General features: G+C 55.0%; 14 protein-coding genes. 7 read left to right on the top strand and 7 right to left on the bottom strand.

Going from position 1 to position 17,825, the window contains the following annotated elements:
- Nucleotides 1-78: 78 nt before the first annotated feature.
- From OSB_RS05745 to OSB_RS05735, 3 genes are all read right to left on the bottom strand, one after another.
- Nucleotides 79-3,270, bottom strand: a complete 3,192-nt coding sequence (locus tag OSB_RS05745; protein WP_049834087.1) for an Ig-like domain-containing protein — start codon at nt 3,268-3,270, stop codon at nt 79-81.
- 141 nt (nt 3,271-3,411) lie between these two features.
- Nucleotides 3,412-4,239: a YihY/virulence factor BrkB family protein gene (locus OSB_RS05740; RefSeq protein ID WP_049834086.1), complete on the bottom strand. Its 828-nt coding sequence runs from the start codon at nt 4,237-4,239 to the stop codon at nt 3,412-3,414.
- A 9-nt stretch (nt 4,240-4,248) separates the two neighbouring features.
- The gene (locus tag OSB_RS05735) at nt 4,249-4,800 is read right to left on the bottom strand and encodes a hypothetical protein (RefSeq protein ID WP_049834085.1); all 552 of its coding nucleotides are present in this window, start codon (nt 4,798-4,800) and stop codon (nt 4,249-4,251) included.
- Nucleotides 4,801-4,895: 95 nt separating this feature from the next.
- On the opposite strand from OSB_RS05735, the gene moaA reads away from it, so the two are divergent.
- Nucleotides 4,896-5,900, top strand: a complete 1,005-nt coding sequence (gene moaA / locus OSB_RS05730) for a GTP 3',8-cyclase MoaA (protein WP_049834084.1) — start codon at nt 4,896-4,898, stop codon at nt 5,898-5,900.
- On the top strand, nt 5,893-6,366 hold the full coding sequence (locus tag OSB_RS05725) for a hypothetical protein (RefSeq protein WP_143831205.1): 474 nt from the start codon (nt 5,893-5,895) through the stop codon (nt 6,364-6,366). The genes moaA and OSB_RS05725 overlap by 8 nt, the downstream gene beginning before the upstream one ends.
- Here OSB_RS05725 and OSB_RS05720 read toward each other — a convergent pair.
- The 3 genes from OSB_RS05720 to argE all read right to left on the bottom strand — a co-directional run bounded on the left by OSB_RS05720 (nt 6,363) and on the right by argE (nt 10,149).
- A complete protein-coding gene (locus tag OSB_RS05720; RefSeq protein WP_049834082.1) occupies nt 6,363-7,526 on the bottom strand; it encodes a M20 aminoacylase family protein in 1,164 nt (387 codons plus the stop codon). The genes OSB_RS05725 and OSB_RS05720 overlap by 4 nt on opposite strands.
- A 120-nt stretch (nt 7,527-7,646) precedes the next feature.
- On the bottom strand, nt 7,647-8,993 hold the full coding sequence (locus tag OSB_RS05715; protein ID WP_049834081.1) for an NAD(P)/FAD-dependent oxidoreductase: 1,347 nt from the start codon (nt 8,991-8,993) through the stop codon (nt 7,647-7,649).
- On the bottom strand, nt 8,986-10,149 hold the full coding sequence (gene argE / locus OSB_RS05710) for an acetylornithine deacetylase (protein ID WP_049834080.1): 1,164 nt from the start codon (nt 10,147-10,149) through the stop codon (nt 8,986-8,988). Before argE ends, OSB_RS05715 begins: the two co-directional genes overlap by 8 nt.
- Nucleotides 10,150-10,398: 249 nt before the next feature.
- On the opposite strand from argE, the gene OSB_RS05705 reads away from it, so the two are divergent.
- From OSB_RS05705 to OSB_RS05685, 5 genes are all read left to right on the top strand, one after another.
- The gene (locus OSB_RS05705) at nt 10,399-11,403 is read left to right on the top strand and encodes an ABC transporter ATP-binding protein (RefSeq protein WP_049834079.1); all 1,005 of its coding nucleotides are present in this window, start codon (nt 10,399-10,401) and stop codon (nt 11,401-11,403) included.
- Nucleotides 11,396-12,472 carry an ABC transporter ATP-binding protein gene (locus OSB_RS05700; protein WP_049834078.1) on the top strand — a complete coding sequence of 359 codons (1,077 nt, stop codon included), beginning with the start codon at nt 11,396-11,398 and terminating at the stop codon, nt 12,470-12,472. The genes OSB_RS05705 and OSB_RS05700 overlap by 8 nt, the downstream gene beginning before the upstream one ends.
- Before the next feature lie 10 nt (nt 12,473-12,482).
- Nucleotides 12,483-14,204, top strand: coding sequence for a peptide ABC transporter substrate-binding protein (locus OSB_RS05695; protein WP_049834077.1), 1,722 nt, complete (start codon nt 12,483-12,485; stop codon nt 14,202-14,204).
- Between the two features lie 165 nt (nt 14,205-14,369).
- Nucleotides 14,370-15,392: an ABC transporter permease gene (locus OSB_RS05690; RefSeq protein WP_049834076.1), complete on the top strand. Its 1,023-nt coding sequence runs from the start codon at nt 14,370-14,372 to the stop codon at nt 15,390-15,392.
- Nucleotides 15,385-16,299 (top strand): ABC transporter permease, encoded by a 915-nt coding sequence (locus OSB_RS05685; protein ID WP_049834075.1) that lies wholly within the window; start codon nt 15,385-15,387, stop codon nt 16,297-16,299. Before OSB_RS05690 ends, OSB_RS05685 begins: the two co-directional genes overlap by 8 nt.
- Before the next feature lie 95 nt (nt 16,300-16,394).
- Here OSB_RS05685 and OSB_RS05680 read toward each other — a convergent pair whose 3' ends face one another.
- On the bottom strand, nt 16,395-17,675 hold the full coding sequence (locus OSB_RS05680) for a DUF3422 family protein (RefSeq protein ID WP_049834074.1): 1,281 nt from the start codon (nt 17,673-17,675) through the stop codon (nt 16,395-16,397).
- Nucleotides 17,676-17,825: the final 150 nt, after the last annotated feature.

Here is a 17,825-nt window from a genome sequence, read left to right as displayed (position 1 = left end):
TTGCGTAGCGGGGGCCGGTTGGTCCGGCCCTCCGCCAATGTCGTGCGCCCTCCCCTATTGCGGGGAGAGCGTGGGTTTTTAGATGGTGACGTTTACGCCATCTTCGATAAAGACCTGTGCGTCGTCGCCCATTGTGTAGATGTCGTAGGACTTGCCATCGATGTTCTTGGACTGACCACTGTCTGTCGCCCCAAGGATCGTGACGCTATCATTGTCGGCATCGCTACCGTGAATGATGAGGTTGTTGTCGACATCCGACAGACCTTCAAGCGCTGCAAGATCAAGCGTAAGTTCAGCATCCTGTGCGTAACCCAGATCGATCGCGCCGATGTCAAATCCGTCCAAGCCACCCAAGTCTACCGAGTTGGTTGCTGTTTCTTCCAACACAACGAATGTCGCGTTCGAGTTTCCAGCGTCATCCAGCTCGTTGACGACAAGGTGTGAACCGTTTGGCAGAGGTGCGTCGAAGCCGTAGTAATCGCCAGCTGAGCCAAGGGAGATGCCGTCGTCTTGGTCACCCAACTCGTTGGTCTGGTGGGAAGCCGTGATTTCGTTAACAGTCACATCGGCGTCAGTCGCTTCGATCGTTACAGCCGTTACACCCTGCGGCGTCACAACAACGCTTTCGATTTCTGGCGCTTCTGGGTCAACCGTATCAACGCGGAACTCGTCCGTGATGCTGAGGGTGTTGCCATTGGCGTCTGTTGAATCGATTGTGATGTTTACATCGTACTCACCCTGCGGGATCTCAGAGCCCGCATAAGTGATGGACCAGTTACCTGCGGCATCAACCGTTGCTTCACGAACAATCTGACCACCATTGTAGTCGTATGTGATCATCACCGTAGAGCCCGCTTCGACCGTACCTGTCAGCGTAACACCGTCAGCAGCTTCCGCGAAGTTGACAACGTTGTCTCCTTCAACCGGATCAGCAGTCGTTAGGTGCGTCACGAGCGTGTCGACCTCAACCGTGCGAGTGATTGGCGCGGATACGTTGTCGTGCACGTCAGTTGCAGTCGCCTTAACAACTGCTGTGTACTCATCCACACCGATTTGCGCTTCGGTGAATGTCGCGCTCCACTGACCTGCACCGTTTGCAGTCACTGTTTGCGAGTATCCGTTGAATTCAACCAGAACAGACGAGAACGCCTCAACCTGACCATCAAATGTCACGCCGCCGTCTTGGGCTTCTGCGTGATTGATGATGTCGTTGCCTTCAACCTGACCAGCAGAGAAGTTGAACGGGTTAACAACAGTATCAATCTCAACTGTGTCGCTAACTTCTTTGTAGTTTCCAGCCGCATCCGTGATGGAAGCTGTGATTTGCGCGGACGCAGTATCAGCAGGAACTTGGCTTGCTGGGAAGTTTGCAGACCATGTGCCGTCTGGCTGAGCGAGAACATTCATTGTCGCGTCACCAAAGCCGACCGTAACAATCAGGCCAGCCGTTGCAGTACCATTAATCACAACACCATCGCTGGCTTCGTCATAGTTGACCACATCGTCAAATTCGATCGGCTGCGTGGACAGCGCAAGATCGCCAGCAACTGTATCAACCTGTACAGCTTCTGTCAGCGAAGAGGAGTTTCCTGCTGCATCTGTAGCCGTGACAACAACAGTTGTAGGGTAGTCACCGCCCGGCAGCGTGCCGCCTGGGTATGTGACAGTCCATGCGCCTGATGCATCAACAGAGGCTTCCATGATGACACCATGCAAGTTCACGCTGACAGTTGAGCCGGCTTCAACCGTGCCTGCCATTGTGATGGACTGGCTGGATTCATTGAAGTTAACCACACCGTCGTCGCCGCCAGCAGTGTTTGTCGTCATCTCGAGTTCGTTCACGTAAGTGTCGATCTCAATCGTACCTTCGTCACGTGACATGTTGCCAGCTGCGTCCGTTGCCTCAACAGCGGCAACCAAAGTCAGCTCACCCGTCGGCAGTTCGCTTGCTGGGAACGTGTGTGACCACGTACCGCTTGCACCCGCAGTAAACGTGTGTGTCGCATAGGTTTGCGATCCATCGGACAACGTCACAACTACAGTTGAACCCGCTTCGGCAGTACCTGTCAGAGACACTCCGCTTGAGTGCTCTCCAGAGAACACAACGCCGTCTGCGCCACCAACACCAGACGTGCTGATCGTTGCAGTCGTGACTGTATCAACAACAACCGTGCCAGTCGTGCTGGAGGAGTTACCAGCCGCGTCTGTAGTTGTGATGATGATGTCGTGTGTATGATAGTCGCCAGCGGTAATCGCCGTGCCAGTCACCAAGGTCCATGTAGAACCAGACACCTCAGCCGCGTATTCTGTGCCGTCGATTGTGACAACAACAGCGTCACCACCGGTAACGGTACCCGTGAGCGTCACGCCATCGCCAAATTCAGTCGCATTAATTACGCCATCAGCGCCACCAGTTGCCGTCAAATCTGCACCAATCACGGTATCAACAACAAGCGTATGCGTTACAGATGTGGACCCACCTTCGTTGGTGACAGTCACATCTACCTCAGTAGAGTATTCGCCAGTTTCAACATCGGCCGGATCGAACGTAACTTCCCAAGTACCATCTTCGCCGACAGTCGTTGTTTCAGTTACCTCATCAATCGTAACATCGACTGTCGCGCCAGGTGTACCCGTGCCGCCAATATCTACGCCATCAGCGTGGTCTTCTTCATTCACAACATGGCTATCGCCTTCGTCGGTTCCAGTTGTCACTGCAACTTCCGGGGCCGCAGGGCCACCGCCATCACCGCCACCGACAGTCGTCACCAACGCCGCAGCACCAGCTGCAGCAGCCGCGCCACCCCAACCAAACAATGGGGCCATCGCGCCCAACATGCCAACTTCGTCGTCAGCAGGTACATATGCATCAGCCAGCATAACGTCTGAGCCGCGCATGAAATAAAGGTCGTCATTTACTGCGAACTTGCCGGCGCTATCAGCCTGCAGATAGTTTGCATAGTAGTCAGCACCCGCGCCCTGCGTCAGGTCTACTTCTGTTAGGTAGCCGTCTGAAGACAAGAACAACTGGTTTTCGGAGACACCCTCAGACGTGAAATACCCCTCAATCACAATCACACGCCCGTCAACCAATGTGACCTCTAGCGCCTGACCCTGACGGGTATATGAAATGATTTGGCCCTGTGTGAGGTTAAGCGAAACATCCGCCCCCGCCCCAACAATTAGAGATGACGGAACGCCCTCTCCGGCTACAGTTCCTCTGGAAATATTGCCCGCAACATCGCGGACAACGAAATTAATCGCTGACATGGTACTCACTCCGCCTCATTATCACGGCATTTTTTACGCCGCTTTTATCATTGCAGATACCATATGTTGATTTATCCACAATTTCTAGGGGGAATTTTAATCCGTCTCAATCATGCCACATTTTAAATATTTCACATTGTTTCACAATGGCTTACGGCGATCCAAGGCAACATTTACCGCCCCTCCAGCAAGGATCAGGTACGCGCTTAGGTAGAACCAAAACAACAGTGCAATGACCGCCCCAAGCGAGCCATAGACCTCGTTGTAAGTGCCGAAATTAGCTACATAAACCGTGAACATAGCCGACATTCCAAGCCAAACTGCCACAACGATAAACGCACCCGGAGTGATCCAACCGAGCCGTGAAAAACGGCGATTGGGGCCGTAGCGGTACAAGACACCGAGCCCCACAAAAAGTACCGATATCGCAACGATCCAGCGGATGGTTTCAAGCAGTACGCCTGTATCCGTTTTGAATGGAATAACCGCAAGGGCGATAGGCGCAACGACAAGCATCAACAAGGCGACAATCGCGATCCCGACCAGACAAAAGGTCAGCAACAGCGCCACCAAAACATGGCGAATACTGCCGCGATTAGGGCGCTCAAAAATCGCGTTAAGCCCACGAATTAAGGCCGCAACACCCGTGCGCGCAGACCAAAGCGCCAACCCAATTGAGATCAATGTTGTCAGACCAAGGGTCGTCGTTCTTGCACTCAAAAGTCGATCAACCTGTGTCTCGAAAAGCGTAAAAACCCCAGTCGGCATTATCCCCTGCATGATGTCCAATTGCGCCTCGACGACGAAGGGATCCGCGAAAAGGCCAAACAGAGAAATCGTCGCTGCGATGCCGGGGAAAATCGCAAATAGTGCATAAAACGCAACGCCAGCCGCGATCAGGCTGGCGTTCTTTTCTCCAAGATCATCAATGACTTGACGTGAAACATCGTATGCCGTCCGCCACGCCATCAAGACCCCCTAGTTTGCATAGACTGTCACTTCGGGAAGTCCGGTAAGCGGCGCTTCAATCAGGCGCATCGCGGCCAGTGATATCTGGCTACCAGACCCTGCCGCGCCCCCGCTTGGGCGTAGCTCAACGTTTACCGACTTGCCATTGTAGTCGACGCGGCCTTGCGTGACCTCGCTTACCAGCGGTGTTTTGAACCAAATTCCTGGATCTGTCGGGCTGCCTAGACTTGCTATGGTTGTCCCGAGACGACGTTCCCCGCTAGCGGGCGGCGCAACTGCTGCGGCGCGATCTTCGGCCGTCGTCGTGTCAAATTGCTCAACCGTTCGGGCCGTTGGTGGTGGTGGCGGCGGTAAATCAGGCCGCGTCTGCGTTCTGTCGAGGGTAGGACGTACCGGCGGCGCAAAGGCTTCACCGCGGGATGGGGACAAATCCGGCCCCTCAACCGTGACAGCAACAGGTACCACAACAGCAGGATCAGTGTTTTGCATCCCACCAAGAAAAGACCCCTCAGCACAGGCCGTCAGCCCAGCAAGGGCGGCAATCGTAATAACGTATTTCATGACGCCAAACCTACGGTTGGCCCCCGCCACTGTCGAGGGGGAATTGGCCGCGTAATTCCCTTGCGCGGCCTGTTGCGCGTGCTAACGTTCAACGCATGGAACAACGCCTCATTGACCCCTTTCAACGTGCCATCACTTACCTTCGGGTTTCGGTGACCGATCGCTGTGATTTTCGCTGCGTTTATTGCATGTCTGAAAACATGACCTTCCTTCCCAAGAAGGACCTTCTGACACTAGAAGAACTCGACAGACTGTGCTCGAGCTTCGTTCGATTAGGCGTTGAAAAACTTAGAATAACTGGCGGTGAGCCTTTGGTGCGTCGCGGCATCATGACGTTCTTTGATGCGATGACCCGTCACCTTGATAGTGGCGCGTTGAAAGAGCTAACGCTGACCACCAACGGTTCCCAGCTTGAGAAATATGCCGACGATTTATACGCCGCTGGCGTGCGCCGCATCAACGTTTCGCTGGATACGCTGGACGACGACAAATTCGCGAAGATCACCCGTTGGGGCCGCCTGCCCCAAGTCATGCGCGGCATTGACGCAGCCCAACGTGCTGGTTTGCGCGTCAAGATCAACGCCGTGGCTCTCGCGGATTTCAACGAGTCCGAGCTGTTCACCATGCAAGCTTGGTGCGCAGAACGTGATATCGATCTGACATTTATCGAAGTCATGCCGATGGGTGATATCGGAAATGAGGACCGCATCACGCAATACTGGTCGCTCAAAGACTTGCGTGCACGTCTTGAAGAACGGTTTACTGTAACTGATCTAGCGGAAACCACGGGTGGACCTGCACGCTACATCCGCCTTGAAGAAACCGGCCAGAAAATCGGCCTCATCACCCCGATGAGCCATAATTTCTGCGAAAGCTGCAACCGTGTGCGCATCACCTGCACCGGTGAAATCTATACGTGTTTGGGCCAAGAAGGGCATTCCGATCTACGCGCACCGTTGCGCGCCAGCGAGGATGATGCACATCTAGAAACGGCCATTCGCGCGGCTATTGGGCTGAAACCGAAGGGCCATGATTTCGACTATTCGCGCCAATCCGTTGACGGCCAAGTGTCCCGCCATATGAGCCACACAGGTGGCTAATACTTTGTTTCGTCGTGCGTTATGGGCAGCGCTTTTAGCTTTCGTTGTTTCAATTTGGTGCTGGGTCTTGGTGTCCCTTCACGGCGTGTGGTCTTTTGGCATGGTTGAAGGCTATCTCGATGGTGGCCGCCTCCCGCTCACGCCAAGTGTTAACGTGACTTACGGCGACTTCTTTCTTCTTGGCCTGACATCCATTGTTGTCACCTTCCCGCTCGCCTTCTTTTGGAGCAGCTTCGCCCCGCAACGGTTTAATATTCCAGGACTTTTGGTCTGCTGGTTGATCGGGTTCTGGACAGGTGCGGAAAGCATCGCCTTCGCGTTTCAGATTGATTACGGCGCGACGTGGGGGCCGTTCGAAGCCTTCCTCGAACTGTTTTTCCACCCTGTCGTAACGCCGTTCGCGATAGCCATCGGATTGTTCGGCATCGACACAATCACCGGTGCACTTCGCCGAAAGCTGGTTTAGCCAGCAGGCATCCGCTGCTCCACGATCTCCGCCCACCAGCTACACCCTGCCGGAATTGCTTCGTCGTTGAAGTTGTATTCAGGGTGGTGAACCATCGCCGTGTCGCCATTGCCGACCAGAATGTATGCGCCGGGACGTTCTTCAAGCATGAACGCAAAGTCTTCCCCGCCCATCACAAGCGGCGCATCATCGCAATCGCCTGAAACAGACGCGGCAACTTCGGCGGCAAACGCTGTCTGGTCTTCGGAATTCACCATGACCGGATAGCCGAGAATATAGTTCACATCCGCACTGCCCCCAAATGTCGCCGCGGTGCCATCGCAAATCTCGGTGACGCGCTTCTCAGCCAGCGCACGCATGTCCTTGCTCAGCGTGCGCACAGTACCACGGATCGTGACCCGCTGCGGGATCACATTGAACGCCTTTGAAGACGATTCAATTGATGTCACCGACACTACAATCTGATCAACGGGGTCGGCATTGCGGCTGGCAATCGTCTGCAATGTCATCACCGCTTGGGACGCCATGACCAGCGTATCCACCGTTTCGTTCGGCTTAGCCGCATGGCCGCCTACCCCCTCAAACGTGATTTCAAACGTGTCGGTCGCAGCAAAAAACGCACCGGGGCGGATTGCAAAAGAGCCAACTGGCTTACCCGGCCAGTTGTGCATGCCGTAGACTTCTTGAATTCCGAAACGTTCCATCATGCCGTCATCGCACATTTCCTTACCGCCGCCGCCGCCTTCTTCTGCGGGCTGGAAAATCACCACAACGGTGCCGTCGAAATTGCGTGTTTCAGAAAGATACTTGACCGCGCCAAGCAACATCGCCGTATGCCCGTCATGGCCACAGGCATGCATCGCGCCATCGGTTTTAGATGCGTATTCAAGGCCAGTTTGCTCATGGATCGGTAGTGCATCCATATCCGCGCGAAGCCCGATCACTTTGCCAGATGCGTCAGATTTCCCTTTGATAACAGCCACAACACCCGTGCGCCCGATACCTGTCACGATCTCATCGCAGCCAAATGCCTTGAGCTTCTCAGCCACAATCGCGCTGGTGCGGTGCGTCTCAAACAAGATCTCAGGGTTTTCGTGCAAATCGCGGCGCCACTCTGTGATCTCTGGCAGCAATTCGGCAAATCGGTTCTTAACTGGCATGTCTTTTCTCCAAATGAATTGACCTTAGCTTGATCTTCGGCTCGCCGTTCAGCAAGCCCCCCTATCGCTTCTTTGGCTCTTAAATACTCAAGCGACGTGTCCGAACGCGCACCGTTTCCGCTAGATAGCGGGCCCCAGCACAATTTTTGATCCATCCGAAAACCGCGAAATCCGGAAGCGGGACAAATCATAACCCGCGTCTTTTCCTGTCACGACATCTGCCAGAATGCGCCCGATGGCAGGGCCAATTCCAAAACCGTGCCCGCTCATGCCCGTCGCGATCGTCAAGCCACCGACGTTTTCAACGCGGTCAACCACAGGGACAAGGTCCGGCATCGTGTCAATCATCCCCGCCCAAGCGGCCTTGGCTTTGATCGGACCGAGGTTGGGGAACAGTTCGGCAAAGTCACTGACGAGCGACGCACATTTTTTCGCATTCGGTTTGGGGTTCAAAACGCGCATCCGCTCAAACGGGGATTGTTCATCCAGTGCCCAGCGCCGCGGCGTGCCCCAGGCATCGGGATAGCCTTTGGGTGCTGCGGGAAAATAGCGCGTGCCGAACGGGTCGTGTTTTATCTGGGTAAGGTATTTGCCAAACGCCCTGAATGCGTCTGGGCCGATGAAGAACTCATGAAATTCACCTGCGGCGAGTGAATAGCCACCATCTGCACGGGTTCGGAATGCGATTTTCGAATCCGCGCCACCGCCTTGGTATGTCATTGGCGCACCGTCCACGGCGACTACGCTGGCACGCACAGACAATTGCGGAACGTTCACACCCGCGTTTCGCAAGAACAGCGACGACCACGCCCCGCCTGCAACAACAACTTGTGGCGTGTTGATCGTTCCTTGTTCGCTAACCACAGCCGTGATCTGTCCCGCTGAGGTCTCAACCCCACGGGCCGCGCAACCTTCAAGGATCGTCACCCCCTCGGACACCGCCAACCGCGCGAGGGTTGGAACGGCCACCCAAGGTTCAGCCCGCATATCGCTTGCGGTGTAGATACCCCCTGCCCAGTTGCATTTGGCATCGGGGATCAGATCGGCCAGCTCCGAACGGTTCAGCATTCGGCTATCAACGCCGTTTGCTTTCGCATGGGGCATCCACGCCGCGAACTTTTCATATTCGGCGTCGTCTTGGGCCATGTAGGTCAGCCCGCCTTGAACCAGCCCGATGGTGTCACCTGTTTGCGCGGAAAGTTCACGCCACAAGCGGCTTGCCTCTACCATGATTGGCAGCTCATCTGGATCACGCCCTTGCTGGCGAATCCAACCCCAATTGCGGCTGGACTGCTCGCCTGCGATGCGCCCCTTTTCAAGTAGCACAACGCGTTGTCCAAGCCTGTTCAGATAAATCGCAGCGGATACGCCGATAATACCGCCACCGATAATAACGACATCCACTCTTTCAGGCAGTGCTGCACTGTGCTCGATCGGGTTGGCGTCCGAGATCGGGAACTTAACCAAGGCTGTCGAGCAAGCGTTCCATGAACGCTTCTCCTGCTTTGAATTGCTCAATCGTGATGAACTCGTTGGGCTGGTGGGCCTGTGCGATGTCGCCTGGTCCACAGATTACAGCGCTATATCCGCGTTCTTGGAACTGCCCCGCTTCAGTGCCGTAACTGACGACGTTCACGGCGTTGTCACCTGTCAGGTTGCGCACAATTTCTTCGGCTTCACCGGCCACTTCCGGCTTCAACCCCGGAACGTCGAATTTGCGGGTGTAATCGATGCCCGTGTCAGGATGGATCGCCTTCATCTCGGCCTCGATCTCGGCCACTTTATCCTCAAACGCTTTCACCCACATATCGCCTGGTTCCCCAGGTACAGCGCGGAAAGTCAGCACAAAATTGCAGTCCTTTGCCGTAATGTTGTGGGCTGTACCACCTGTGACCATGCCCACATGAAGCGTCGTGTAGGGCGGCACGAAATCGGCATCAATCTCAAGCGGCGCTTTGTCGGCGTTAATTGCATTCATCTCGTTGCACCAATCGATCAGCTTGGCCCCAAACATGATCGCGTTGACGCCGGTATGGATCAGCGACGAATGCACTTCGAATCCGCGCATGTGCACGTCAAATCCAATGCCACCCTTATGCCCCGTGACCACCTTCATCATCGATGGCTCGCCAATGATGGCGGCAGACGCGCGCGGCATTCCGCTACTGACCATCGCATCAATCATCACCGGCGCCCCCGTACAGCCGACTTCTTCATCGTAGCTCAGCGCGAGTTGCAATGGCCGCGTGACGTTACGTTTTTTCGCTTCAACCAAAGCCCAAATCGACAGCGCATCAAAGCCTTTCATGTCGCATGTTCCGCGCCCGAAAAGCTTGTCCCCTTTTTCAACGACCTCAAACGGGTCGGTGTCCCATGCCTGCCCATCTACGGGCACAACATCTGTGTGACCGGACAAAACAATCGCGCCTTCAACCTGCGGTCCGACATGGGCGTAAAGCGCGGCCTTTTCCCCTGTTTCATCAGGGACACGCGTGGAATTGATGCCATGTTCTGACAAGTAGGATTCGACGAAACCAATCAATTCGAGGTTGCTGTCTCGGCTGACTGTCGGAAACGCGATCAAGCGTTCCATCAGTGTTCTGGCGTCCAGTGTTGTTGTCATAGTGCCCCTGAGTCTGGCCGCAAATTGGGCCGCGCGTTTCAACTGTGACCGTGAAACGGGCATGCCTTGCGGTCAAGCGCGATAAATCACCGGAAATAAAAATTTACCATACGGTAAAATGCTATCAGGGGTTGCGGGATGTCTTTTTTCCGCTAACGTCAACTCAATCGCACGGTCTGCTCATGCATCGCATGGGACTTACTGGCAACAAAAACAAATACTTAGACCGCTTTTACAGGGAGGTCGCCTATGCCCGATGGGGCTCAACCCGTGCTCGATGTACGGGGACTAAAGACTGTATTCAAAATTCGCGGCGGGGAAGTCCACGCCGTTAATGACGTGAGCTTTGATCTCAAACCCGGCGAACTTTTAGGCGTTGTCGGAGAGAGTGGTTCTGGCAAGTCTGTCACCATGATGTCCCTCTTGGGTCTGCTGCCCAGTCCGCCCGCTGACGTGCGTGGCGGCACCGTTACGTTTGACGGTCAGGACTTGTTGAAAGTGGACGCCGAGACCTTGCGCAAGACACGCGGCGGCAAAATCGGGTTTGTGTTTCAGGATCCGATGACGTCCCTAAATCCAGTCTACAACGTCGGCATGCAGATCATGGAACCCCTGCGCAAACATATGGGGATGACCAAGAAACAAGCAGCGGTTCGTGCAAAAGAATTGCTTGAACTGGTCGGTATTCCTGACGCGGACCAGCGTCTGAAAGATTACCCACACCAGTTTTCTGGCGGTATGCGCCAACGCGTCATGATCGCGATTGCGCTTGCCTGTGATCCAAAGGTGTTGGTCGCGGATGAACCGACAACGGCCCTTGATGTGACTATTCAAGCGCAAATTCTTGAGTTGATGAAAGAGCTTCAGGAGCGCCTCGGGATGGCGGTGATTTGGATCACCCACGATCTTGGCGTTGTGGCCGGCATCGCGGACCGTGTGGTGGTGATGTACGGTGGGCAGATCGTCGAACAAGCCCCAACGCGCGAATTGTTCAAGAACCCACAACACCCCTATACGCGTGCGCTATTAAAGACGGTCCCACGTGTATCTGGTGGCCGCGAAGAGAGGCTTGAAATCATCGAAGGCCAGCCTCCTATTCTTGGGGCCTCGCCGACAGCCTGCCCGTTCCGTGATCGTTGCGATGTCGCGATGGACCGTTGCGCACACGAAAACCCGCAGCGCTATGACGTCGGCAACAACCACGACGCCGCCTGTTTCTATGATGCCCGAACAGGAGCGCCGCGCGATGTTTGATGACACCAAAACCGCGACCAAGCTGGTTGAAGTAAACAACCTCAAAATGCACTTTCCAATCCATACCGGTTTATTTCGTCGCCACACGGGTGATGTGAAAGCCGTCGATGGCGTATCCTTTGATATTTATGAGGGTGAAACACTGGGACTGGTCGGGGAATCCGGCTGTGGCAAATCCACCTGTGGGCGTGCCGTATTGCGTCTGTATGACATAACGGATGGGTCCATTGTCGTTGACGGCGATGACATCGGGGATGTGCCGCAGAAAGACCTGCGCACCAAACGCCCGACGATGCAGATGGTGTTTCAAGACCCGCAAGCGTCCCTTAACCCACGCATGACGGTTCAAGCGATTATTCAAGAACCGCTGGACGAACATACCTCGCTGTCTAAAGCTGAAAAGCGCGAAAAGGTTTTGGCCTTGATGGATCAAGTTGGCCTGAACCGGAAGTTTTCCGGCCGCTACCCGCACGCGTTTTCTGGCGGGCAACGTCAGCGTATCGGCATTGCCCGTGCTTTGGCATTGAACCCGAAGTTTATTGTCTGTGATGAACCAATTGCAGCGCTTGATGTGTCGATCCAAGCGCAGGTTGTGAACCTGTTGGAAGACCTGCAACGCGAATACGGGCTGACCTACCTGTTTATCAGCCACGATCTGTCGATGGTCCGCCATATCGCGACGCGTGTGGCGGTGATGTACCTAGGCAAAATCGTCGAACTCGCCCCGCGCGAGGAATTGTACGCGGAACCGCTGCATCCCTATACAAAGGCGCTGCTTTCCGCCGTGCCAGAACCAGATCCCGATTTGCATGACACAATGGAGCGCACCATCCTAACCGGTGATGTCCCCTCCCCGTCCAATCCGCCAAAGGGGTGCAATTTCTGCACCCGTTGCCCCGCGGTCATGGACGTCTGCAAGCAAATCGAACCTGAATATCGTGAAGTGATGCCAGGCCGCTTTGTCGCCTGCCACCACTACAACGACGTGACAACGACCGCCGAACAAACGGCGGCGTCCGAGGCATCAGACCGACAGAGCCTGAGCAATACAAATACGAAAACCAACTAGGAGAGAGTTCATGAAAAAACTATCAGCCCTAATGGGCGCTACCGCACTGGTAGCCTGTAGCACGGCAGCACTTGCTGACGGCCACGAAGGTGAGCGCGGCCGTGACGGCCAGCTCAACATCATCTATTGGCAAGCGCCATCCACGTTGAACCCGTATCTATCGGGCGGCACAAAAGAAGTTGAATCCGCATCCCTTGTGCTGGAATCCCTTGGCCGTTTTACCGACACTGGTGAACTGGTCCCGTGGCTTGCTGCTGACATTCCGACTGTTGAAAACGGCGGTGTTTCTGAGGACCTGACATCCATCACATGGACGCTGCAAGACGGTGTAATGTGGTCGGACGGCACACCATTGACCGCAAATGACGCAGTTTTCACATGGCAGTACTGTACTGCTGAAGGCGGCGGCTGTGCGCAGGCGTCTTACTTTGACGGTGTTGAATCCGTTGAAGCTGTTGATGATCAAACTATCAAGATCACCTTCGATTCACCAAAACCATTCCCATACACTGCGCTTGTCGGTGCTGAATCCCCAATCATCCAAGCGGCACAGTTCGCGGACTGTCTTGGTGCGGCTGCGCCAACATGTGTGGATGCAAACTTTGGTCCAATCGGAACCGGCCCATTTGTTGTGACGGACTTTAAAGCCAACGACGTGGTTCAGTTCTCGGCCAATGAAAACTTCCGTGTTGATGGTCAGCCCGCGTTTGAAACAGTTCTGTTCAAAGGCGGCGGCGATGCAGCATCCGCAGCGCGTTCCGTTTTGGAAACAGGCGAATTTGACTACGCTTGGAACCTTCAGATTGACCCAACTGTTCTATCCGATATGGAATCCGCTGGCCTTGGTACAGTTGTCACGGCGTTTGGTACGTCCGTTGAGCGTCTGCACCTGAACCAGACGAACCCGTCTGCTGATTTGGGCGATGCACGTGCGACAGAAGCTGGTGGACCACACCCGTTCCTGACAAACCAAGTGATCGGTCAAGCGATGTCTATGGCGATCGACCGTGGCCTGCTGGTTGAAATCGGCTACGGCGCTGGTGGTCAAGCAACATGTAACGTGCTGCCTGCCCCTGCGGTTTATGCATCCACTGCGAATGACGCGTGTCTGACACAAGACGTGGCTGGCGCGATTGCCTTGCTTGATGAAGCTGGCATCGTTGACAGTGACGGCGACGGCATTCGTGAGTTTGAAGGCACACCACTTGTTGTGTCCTACCAGACATCCACAAACGCTGTTCGTCAGGATGCGCAAGCCCTGATCAAGCAGTGGTGGAGCGAGATCGGCATTCAAGCTGACCTGCGAAACATCGACGCGTCTGTGTTCTTTGGTGGCGATCCTGCGTCCCCAGATACGTTCCAGAAGTTCTTTGCTGACGTTGAAATGTACACAAACAACTTCGCGGGCGTTGACCCAGAAGCGTACATGGCGAACTGGTCATGTTCTGAGTGGCCAAGCCCAGAAAGCCAGTGGCAGGGTTCCAACATGCAGCGTTTCTGTGACCCTGCATATGACGCTCTGATCGACGAGTTGGCAGCAACAGCTGGCATCGAAGCCCGCGCTGAGATCGTCAAGCAGATGAACGACATGCTGATGCAGTCGTATTCCATCATCCCACTCGTTCACCGTGGCGGCGTATCTGCCCACGCGAACACACTGGGCGGCGTGAAGATTTCCGACTGGGATTCTGAACTGTGGAACATCGCTGAATGGTACCGCGTCGGTGAATAGTCACCATTGATAACAACGGGGTGGGCAGAAATGCCCACCCTTTCCCTCATCTTAACAGATTAGATTTTTATGCCGTCCACTGCCTCGGTGTGGATCACATTGAAATCCAATCTCACGACACAAGGCCGATCTGTTGAATTGCTGCATTACAAATAGGGCCCGCCCATGCTGACCTACACAATCCGGCGTTTGCTGACTGCGATCCCGACACTGATCTTCATCTCGTTGATCATATTCTTGCTACTCGACATGGCACCGGGCGATCCAACGGCGCAATTGCCGCTGACGATCCCGCCAGAAGTGCGCGAGCAAATCCGCCAGTCCCTCGGCTTGGGCGAACCCGTCCACATCCGCTACCTGCTCTGGCTGAAGCAAATGGTCTGGTCTGAGCCTGTCTACTACCTGTCGCAATCCGTCGATTGGATATCTGCACCTGATGAAGCGCGCCTTATCTCATGGCAGACCCGCGCACCTGTCATGGATACGATCCTTGAACGCCTACCCCAAACGTTGATGGTTGTCGGCCTTGCCTATGTTGTCGGCGTGTTGATCGCCCTGCCGATCGGCATCATATCCGCTTACAAACAGTATTCCGTCTTCGACCAAGCGGGTACATTCGTCTCCATGATCGGCTTTTCAATCCCGCCATTCTTTAGCGGTGTTTTGATGATCATCCTGTTCACTGTGATGATGCCAAACGACAGTTTTTGGTGGTTCCCATCCATCTATGACACCACACTCGTCATCGACAGCTGGGAAAACTTCGGCAAACAAGTTCGTCAGATGGTGCTTCCTGTGATGGTCTTGGCCCTGCAAACCACAGCGCAAATTAGCCGGTTTATGCGGGCCTCCATGCTCGACAACCTGAACCAAGATTACGTGCGCACCGCCCGCGCGAAGGGCATGACCGAAAGCGTCGTTGTCCTGAAACACGTATTGCGCAATTCGATGATCCCGGTGGTCACTGTCATCGCCCTTGGCATCCCTGCAATCTTTGGCGGCGCAATCATCACCGAACAGATCTTCAAAGTGAACGGCATCGGCCAGCTTTTGATCGTATCGATCCAAGCCAGCGACGTTCCGATGGTGCAAACATTGACCTTCATTTTCGCGATCCTGATCGTGTTCTTCAACCTGATTGCCGACATCCTCTATGGCATCCTAGACCCGAGGATCCGCTATGACTGATCAATCAATCGACGCCCGCAACGACGCCGTCGCCCGCAACCAATGGTGGGACGTCTGGGACCAGTTCAAAACCCATAAGGGTGCGGTCATGGGGGCGTGCTTCTTCATTTTCATCGTACTCGCCGTTTACGTGGGCCCATGGATCTGGAGCATTGACCCAACCTACATCGACGTGCGTGCACGCAACCAAGGGCCAACATGGGCACACCCCTTTGGCACAGACCAGCTGGGCCGCGACATGCTCGCGCGGATGATGGCCGGTGGGCAAACCTCTATTTCCGTGGGCCTTACGGCAATGGGCCTCGCCCTGTTCCTTGGCACGCTTGTTGGCGTACTTGCAGGCTATTTCAAACGCATCGACGGTATCTTGATGCGCCTCACCGATCTATTCCTCGCCCTGCCCTTGCTGCCGCTCTTGTTGGTCATGGTCATGCTGTTCCGCCAACCGCTTTCGGCGTCCTTCGGCCCTGAAACCGGTATCTTTATCCTGATCGTGATCGCGATCGGCATCACCTCATGGATGCCCACCGCCCGCATCGTACGCGGTGATGTGCTGGCGCTGAAAGAACGCGAATTCGTCCTTGCCGCGCGCTCAATCGGGACCCGTCCTGGTAAGATGATCCTGCGCCACGTGCTGCCAAATGTGATGTCACCGATCATGGTCTCTGCCACGCTTGGCATCGCCACAGCCATCATTACTGAGTCCGCACTCAGCTTCCTCGGCCTTGGCTTTCCACCTGACTTCCCGACGTGGGGCCGCTTGCTGTTTGATGCGACAGACTTCATGCAACAGCACCCACAGCGCGTCATGTGGCCCGGCCTCGCAATCAGCCTAACCGTGCTGAGCGTCAACTACATGGGCGACGGTCTCCGCGACGCATTAGACCCCCGTATCCGCGGCCTTTGAACCTGTCTCTGTTTCTCAAATATCCTGGGGGGAGGCCGAAGGACGGGGGGCTAGCCCCCTCTTCTTCGGATGAGCGCAGCTCATTCGAAACCAACTTAGTGCAACGCCTTACGAATACGGCGCACCATCAACCAAACCCCTAGGATCACCAGAGGCGTCAATATTGCCTTCAGCGTCTTTTCACCCACCCCAAGATCATAGGCAAACGGGGCCGCGATATTGCCCGCAAGATTGACCGCGTAATAACTGATCGCCACAATCGACAGCCCCTCGACGGTTTCTTGCAATCGCAGCTGCATATCGGCGCGCCGATCCATACTTTGCAGTAACGCTTTGTTCTCGGCTGAGCGTTCCACATCAACCCTAGTGCGCAACAAATCCGACGCCCGTATCGCGCGGTTTCCCATCGCTTCCAGCCGTGCCCTAGTACTCGCGACCGTCCGCATCGCGGGATCAAAACGCCGCATCATGAATTCACCAAACGTTTGTCGCCCCAAGAACCGCTCTTCGCGCAACACTTCAATGCGTTGGTTCACGATCGTTTCATAGGCGCGGGTCGCCCCAAATCGAAACGTTGATCGTGCTGACAACGCTTCCAACTCTCCCGATATTTGTAACAGTGCACCCAGCGTGTCTTCTGTGCTCTCAACAGGGCCAGACAGCGCCTCTGTCAACGCAGACAAGCGAACATCTATCGCCCCCATATCCGCGCCAAGCTCTCTGCAGCGCGAAAATCCAAGCATCGACATCGCCTTATAGGTTTCAATCTCACACAGCCGCTGAACAATGCGCCCCACGCGCCGCTCGCCTGTTGCGGGCCGCGCAAAGACCGCGAAGCGAATATGTCCCGCCGAATCAATCCTGAAATCGCCAGCAATGACCGCATCATCATCCAGCACACGGCTTACGGCGACGCTTTCAGGAACAAACCAATCCGCTACCTTTTCCGCTATCCCTTTGTCCCCGATCAATTGCTCCACCCGAATAAGCGCTGACGTTACCCGTGTGCAATTCGTCCCTTCAAGCCAGCTTTCGGGAAACATCGCAAAGGTCGTTCCATCAAACGGCACGTCGCGCACACCGTCCTGAAAGATCGTGTAAGTCACAAATTCAGTATGACTTTCCCATTTCAAAGTGTGGCGTCCGATCTGGCCAAAATAGTGCGTAGCGCCCTCCTCTGGATGCGGTGCTGCATAATGATCCAGCAAGGCCGTAAGTTGCGCCATATCAGCAGCGCGATCCCGTCCGGCGGCATCCTGTGCAGGCTTGATCGCTAGATAGGCTGCATGACACGGCGCACTCAGGGTCGGAAACGGACGCGCGTGCAGCTCATTCGCCATTGCGTAGCGAAGTGGGTGGTCTTTGATAGAACTCATTGCAGATTCCTTACAGAATTTGTCCAGAACCTAGCGGATCGCCGTCACCTGTAAAGCAAAAAATTGTTTAATCTCAATAAGTTATGTGAATACAACGGTATACATCCATACCTTTTCAAACGCGCCGAGTTCGGAACAACCGTTCAAATA

Source organism: Octadecabacter temperatus, assembly GCF_001187845.1.
GTDB lineage: Bacteria > Pseudomonadota > Alphaproteobacteria > Rhodobacterales > Rhodobacteraceae > Octadecabacter > Octadecabacter temperatus.
This window is presented reverse-complemented; position numbering and strand designations above follow the sequence as displayed.

Excerpts from the sequence above, each read along its gene's own strand:
- OSB_RS05740 (WP_049834086.1), bottom strand. The coding sequence starts at position 4,239 with ATGGCGTGGCGGACGGCATACGATGTTTCACGTCAAGTCATTGATGAT.
- OSB_RS05685 (WP_049834075.1), top strand. The coding sequence starts at position 15,385 with ATGACTGATCAATCAATCGACGCCCGCAACGACGCCGTCGCCCGCAAC.
- OSB_RS05700 (WP_049834078.1), top strand. The coding sequence starts at position 11,396 with ATGTTTGATGACACCAAAACCGCGACCAAGCTGGTTGAAGTAAACAAC.
- OSB_RS05745 (WP_049834087.1), bottom strand. The coding sequence starts at position 3,270 with ATGTCAGCGATTAATTTCGTTGTCCGCGATGTTGCGGGCAATATTTCC.
- moaA (WP_049834084.1), top strand. The coding sequence starts at position 4,896 with ATGGAACAACGCCTCATTGACCCCTTTCAACGTGCCATCACTTACCTT.
- OSB_RS05705 (WP_049834079.1), top strand. The coding sequence starts at position 10,399 with ATGCCCGATGGGGCTCAACCCGTGCTCGATGTACGGGGACTAAAGACT.
- OSB_RS05680 (WP_049834074.1), bottom strand. The coding sequence starts at position 17,675 with ATGAGTTCTATCAAAGACCACCCACTTCGCTACGCAATGGCGAATGAG.
- OSB_RS05735 (WP_049834085.1), bottom strand. The coding sequence starts at position 4,800 with ATGAAATACGTTATTACGATTGCCGCCCTTGCTGGGCTGACGGCCTGT.
- OSB_RS05690 (WP_049834076.1), top strand. The coding sequence starts at position 14,370 with ATGCTGACCTACACAATCCGGCGTTTGCTGACTGCGATCCCGACACTG.
- OSB_RS05720 (WP_049834082.1), bottom strand. The coding sequence starts at position 7,526 with ATGCCAGTTAAGAACCGATTTGCCGAATTGCTGCCAGAGATCACAGAG.
- argE (WP_049834080.1), bottom strand. The coding sequence starts at position 10,149 with ATGACAACAACACTGGACGCCAGAACACTGATGGAACGCTTGATCGCG.
- OSB_RS05695 (WP_049834077.1), top strand. The coding sequence starts at position 12,483 with ATGAAAAAACTATCAGCCCTAATGGGCGCTACCGCACTGGTAGCCTGT.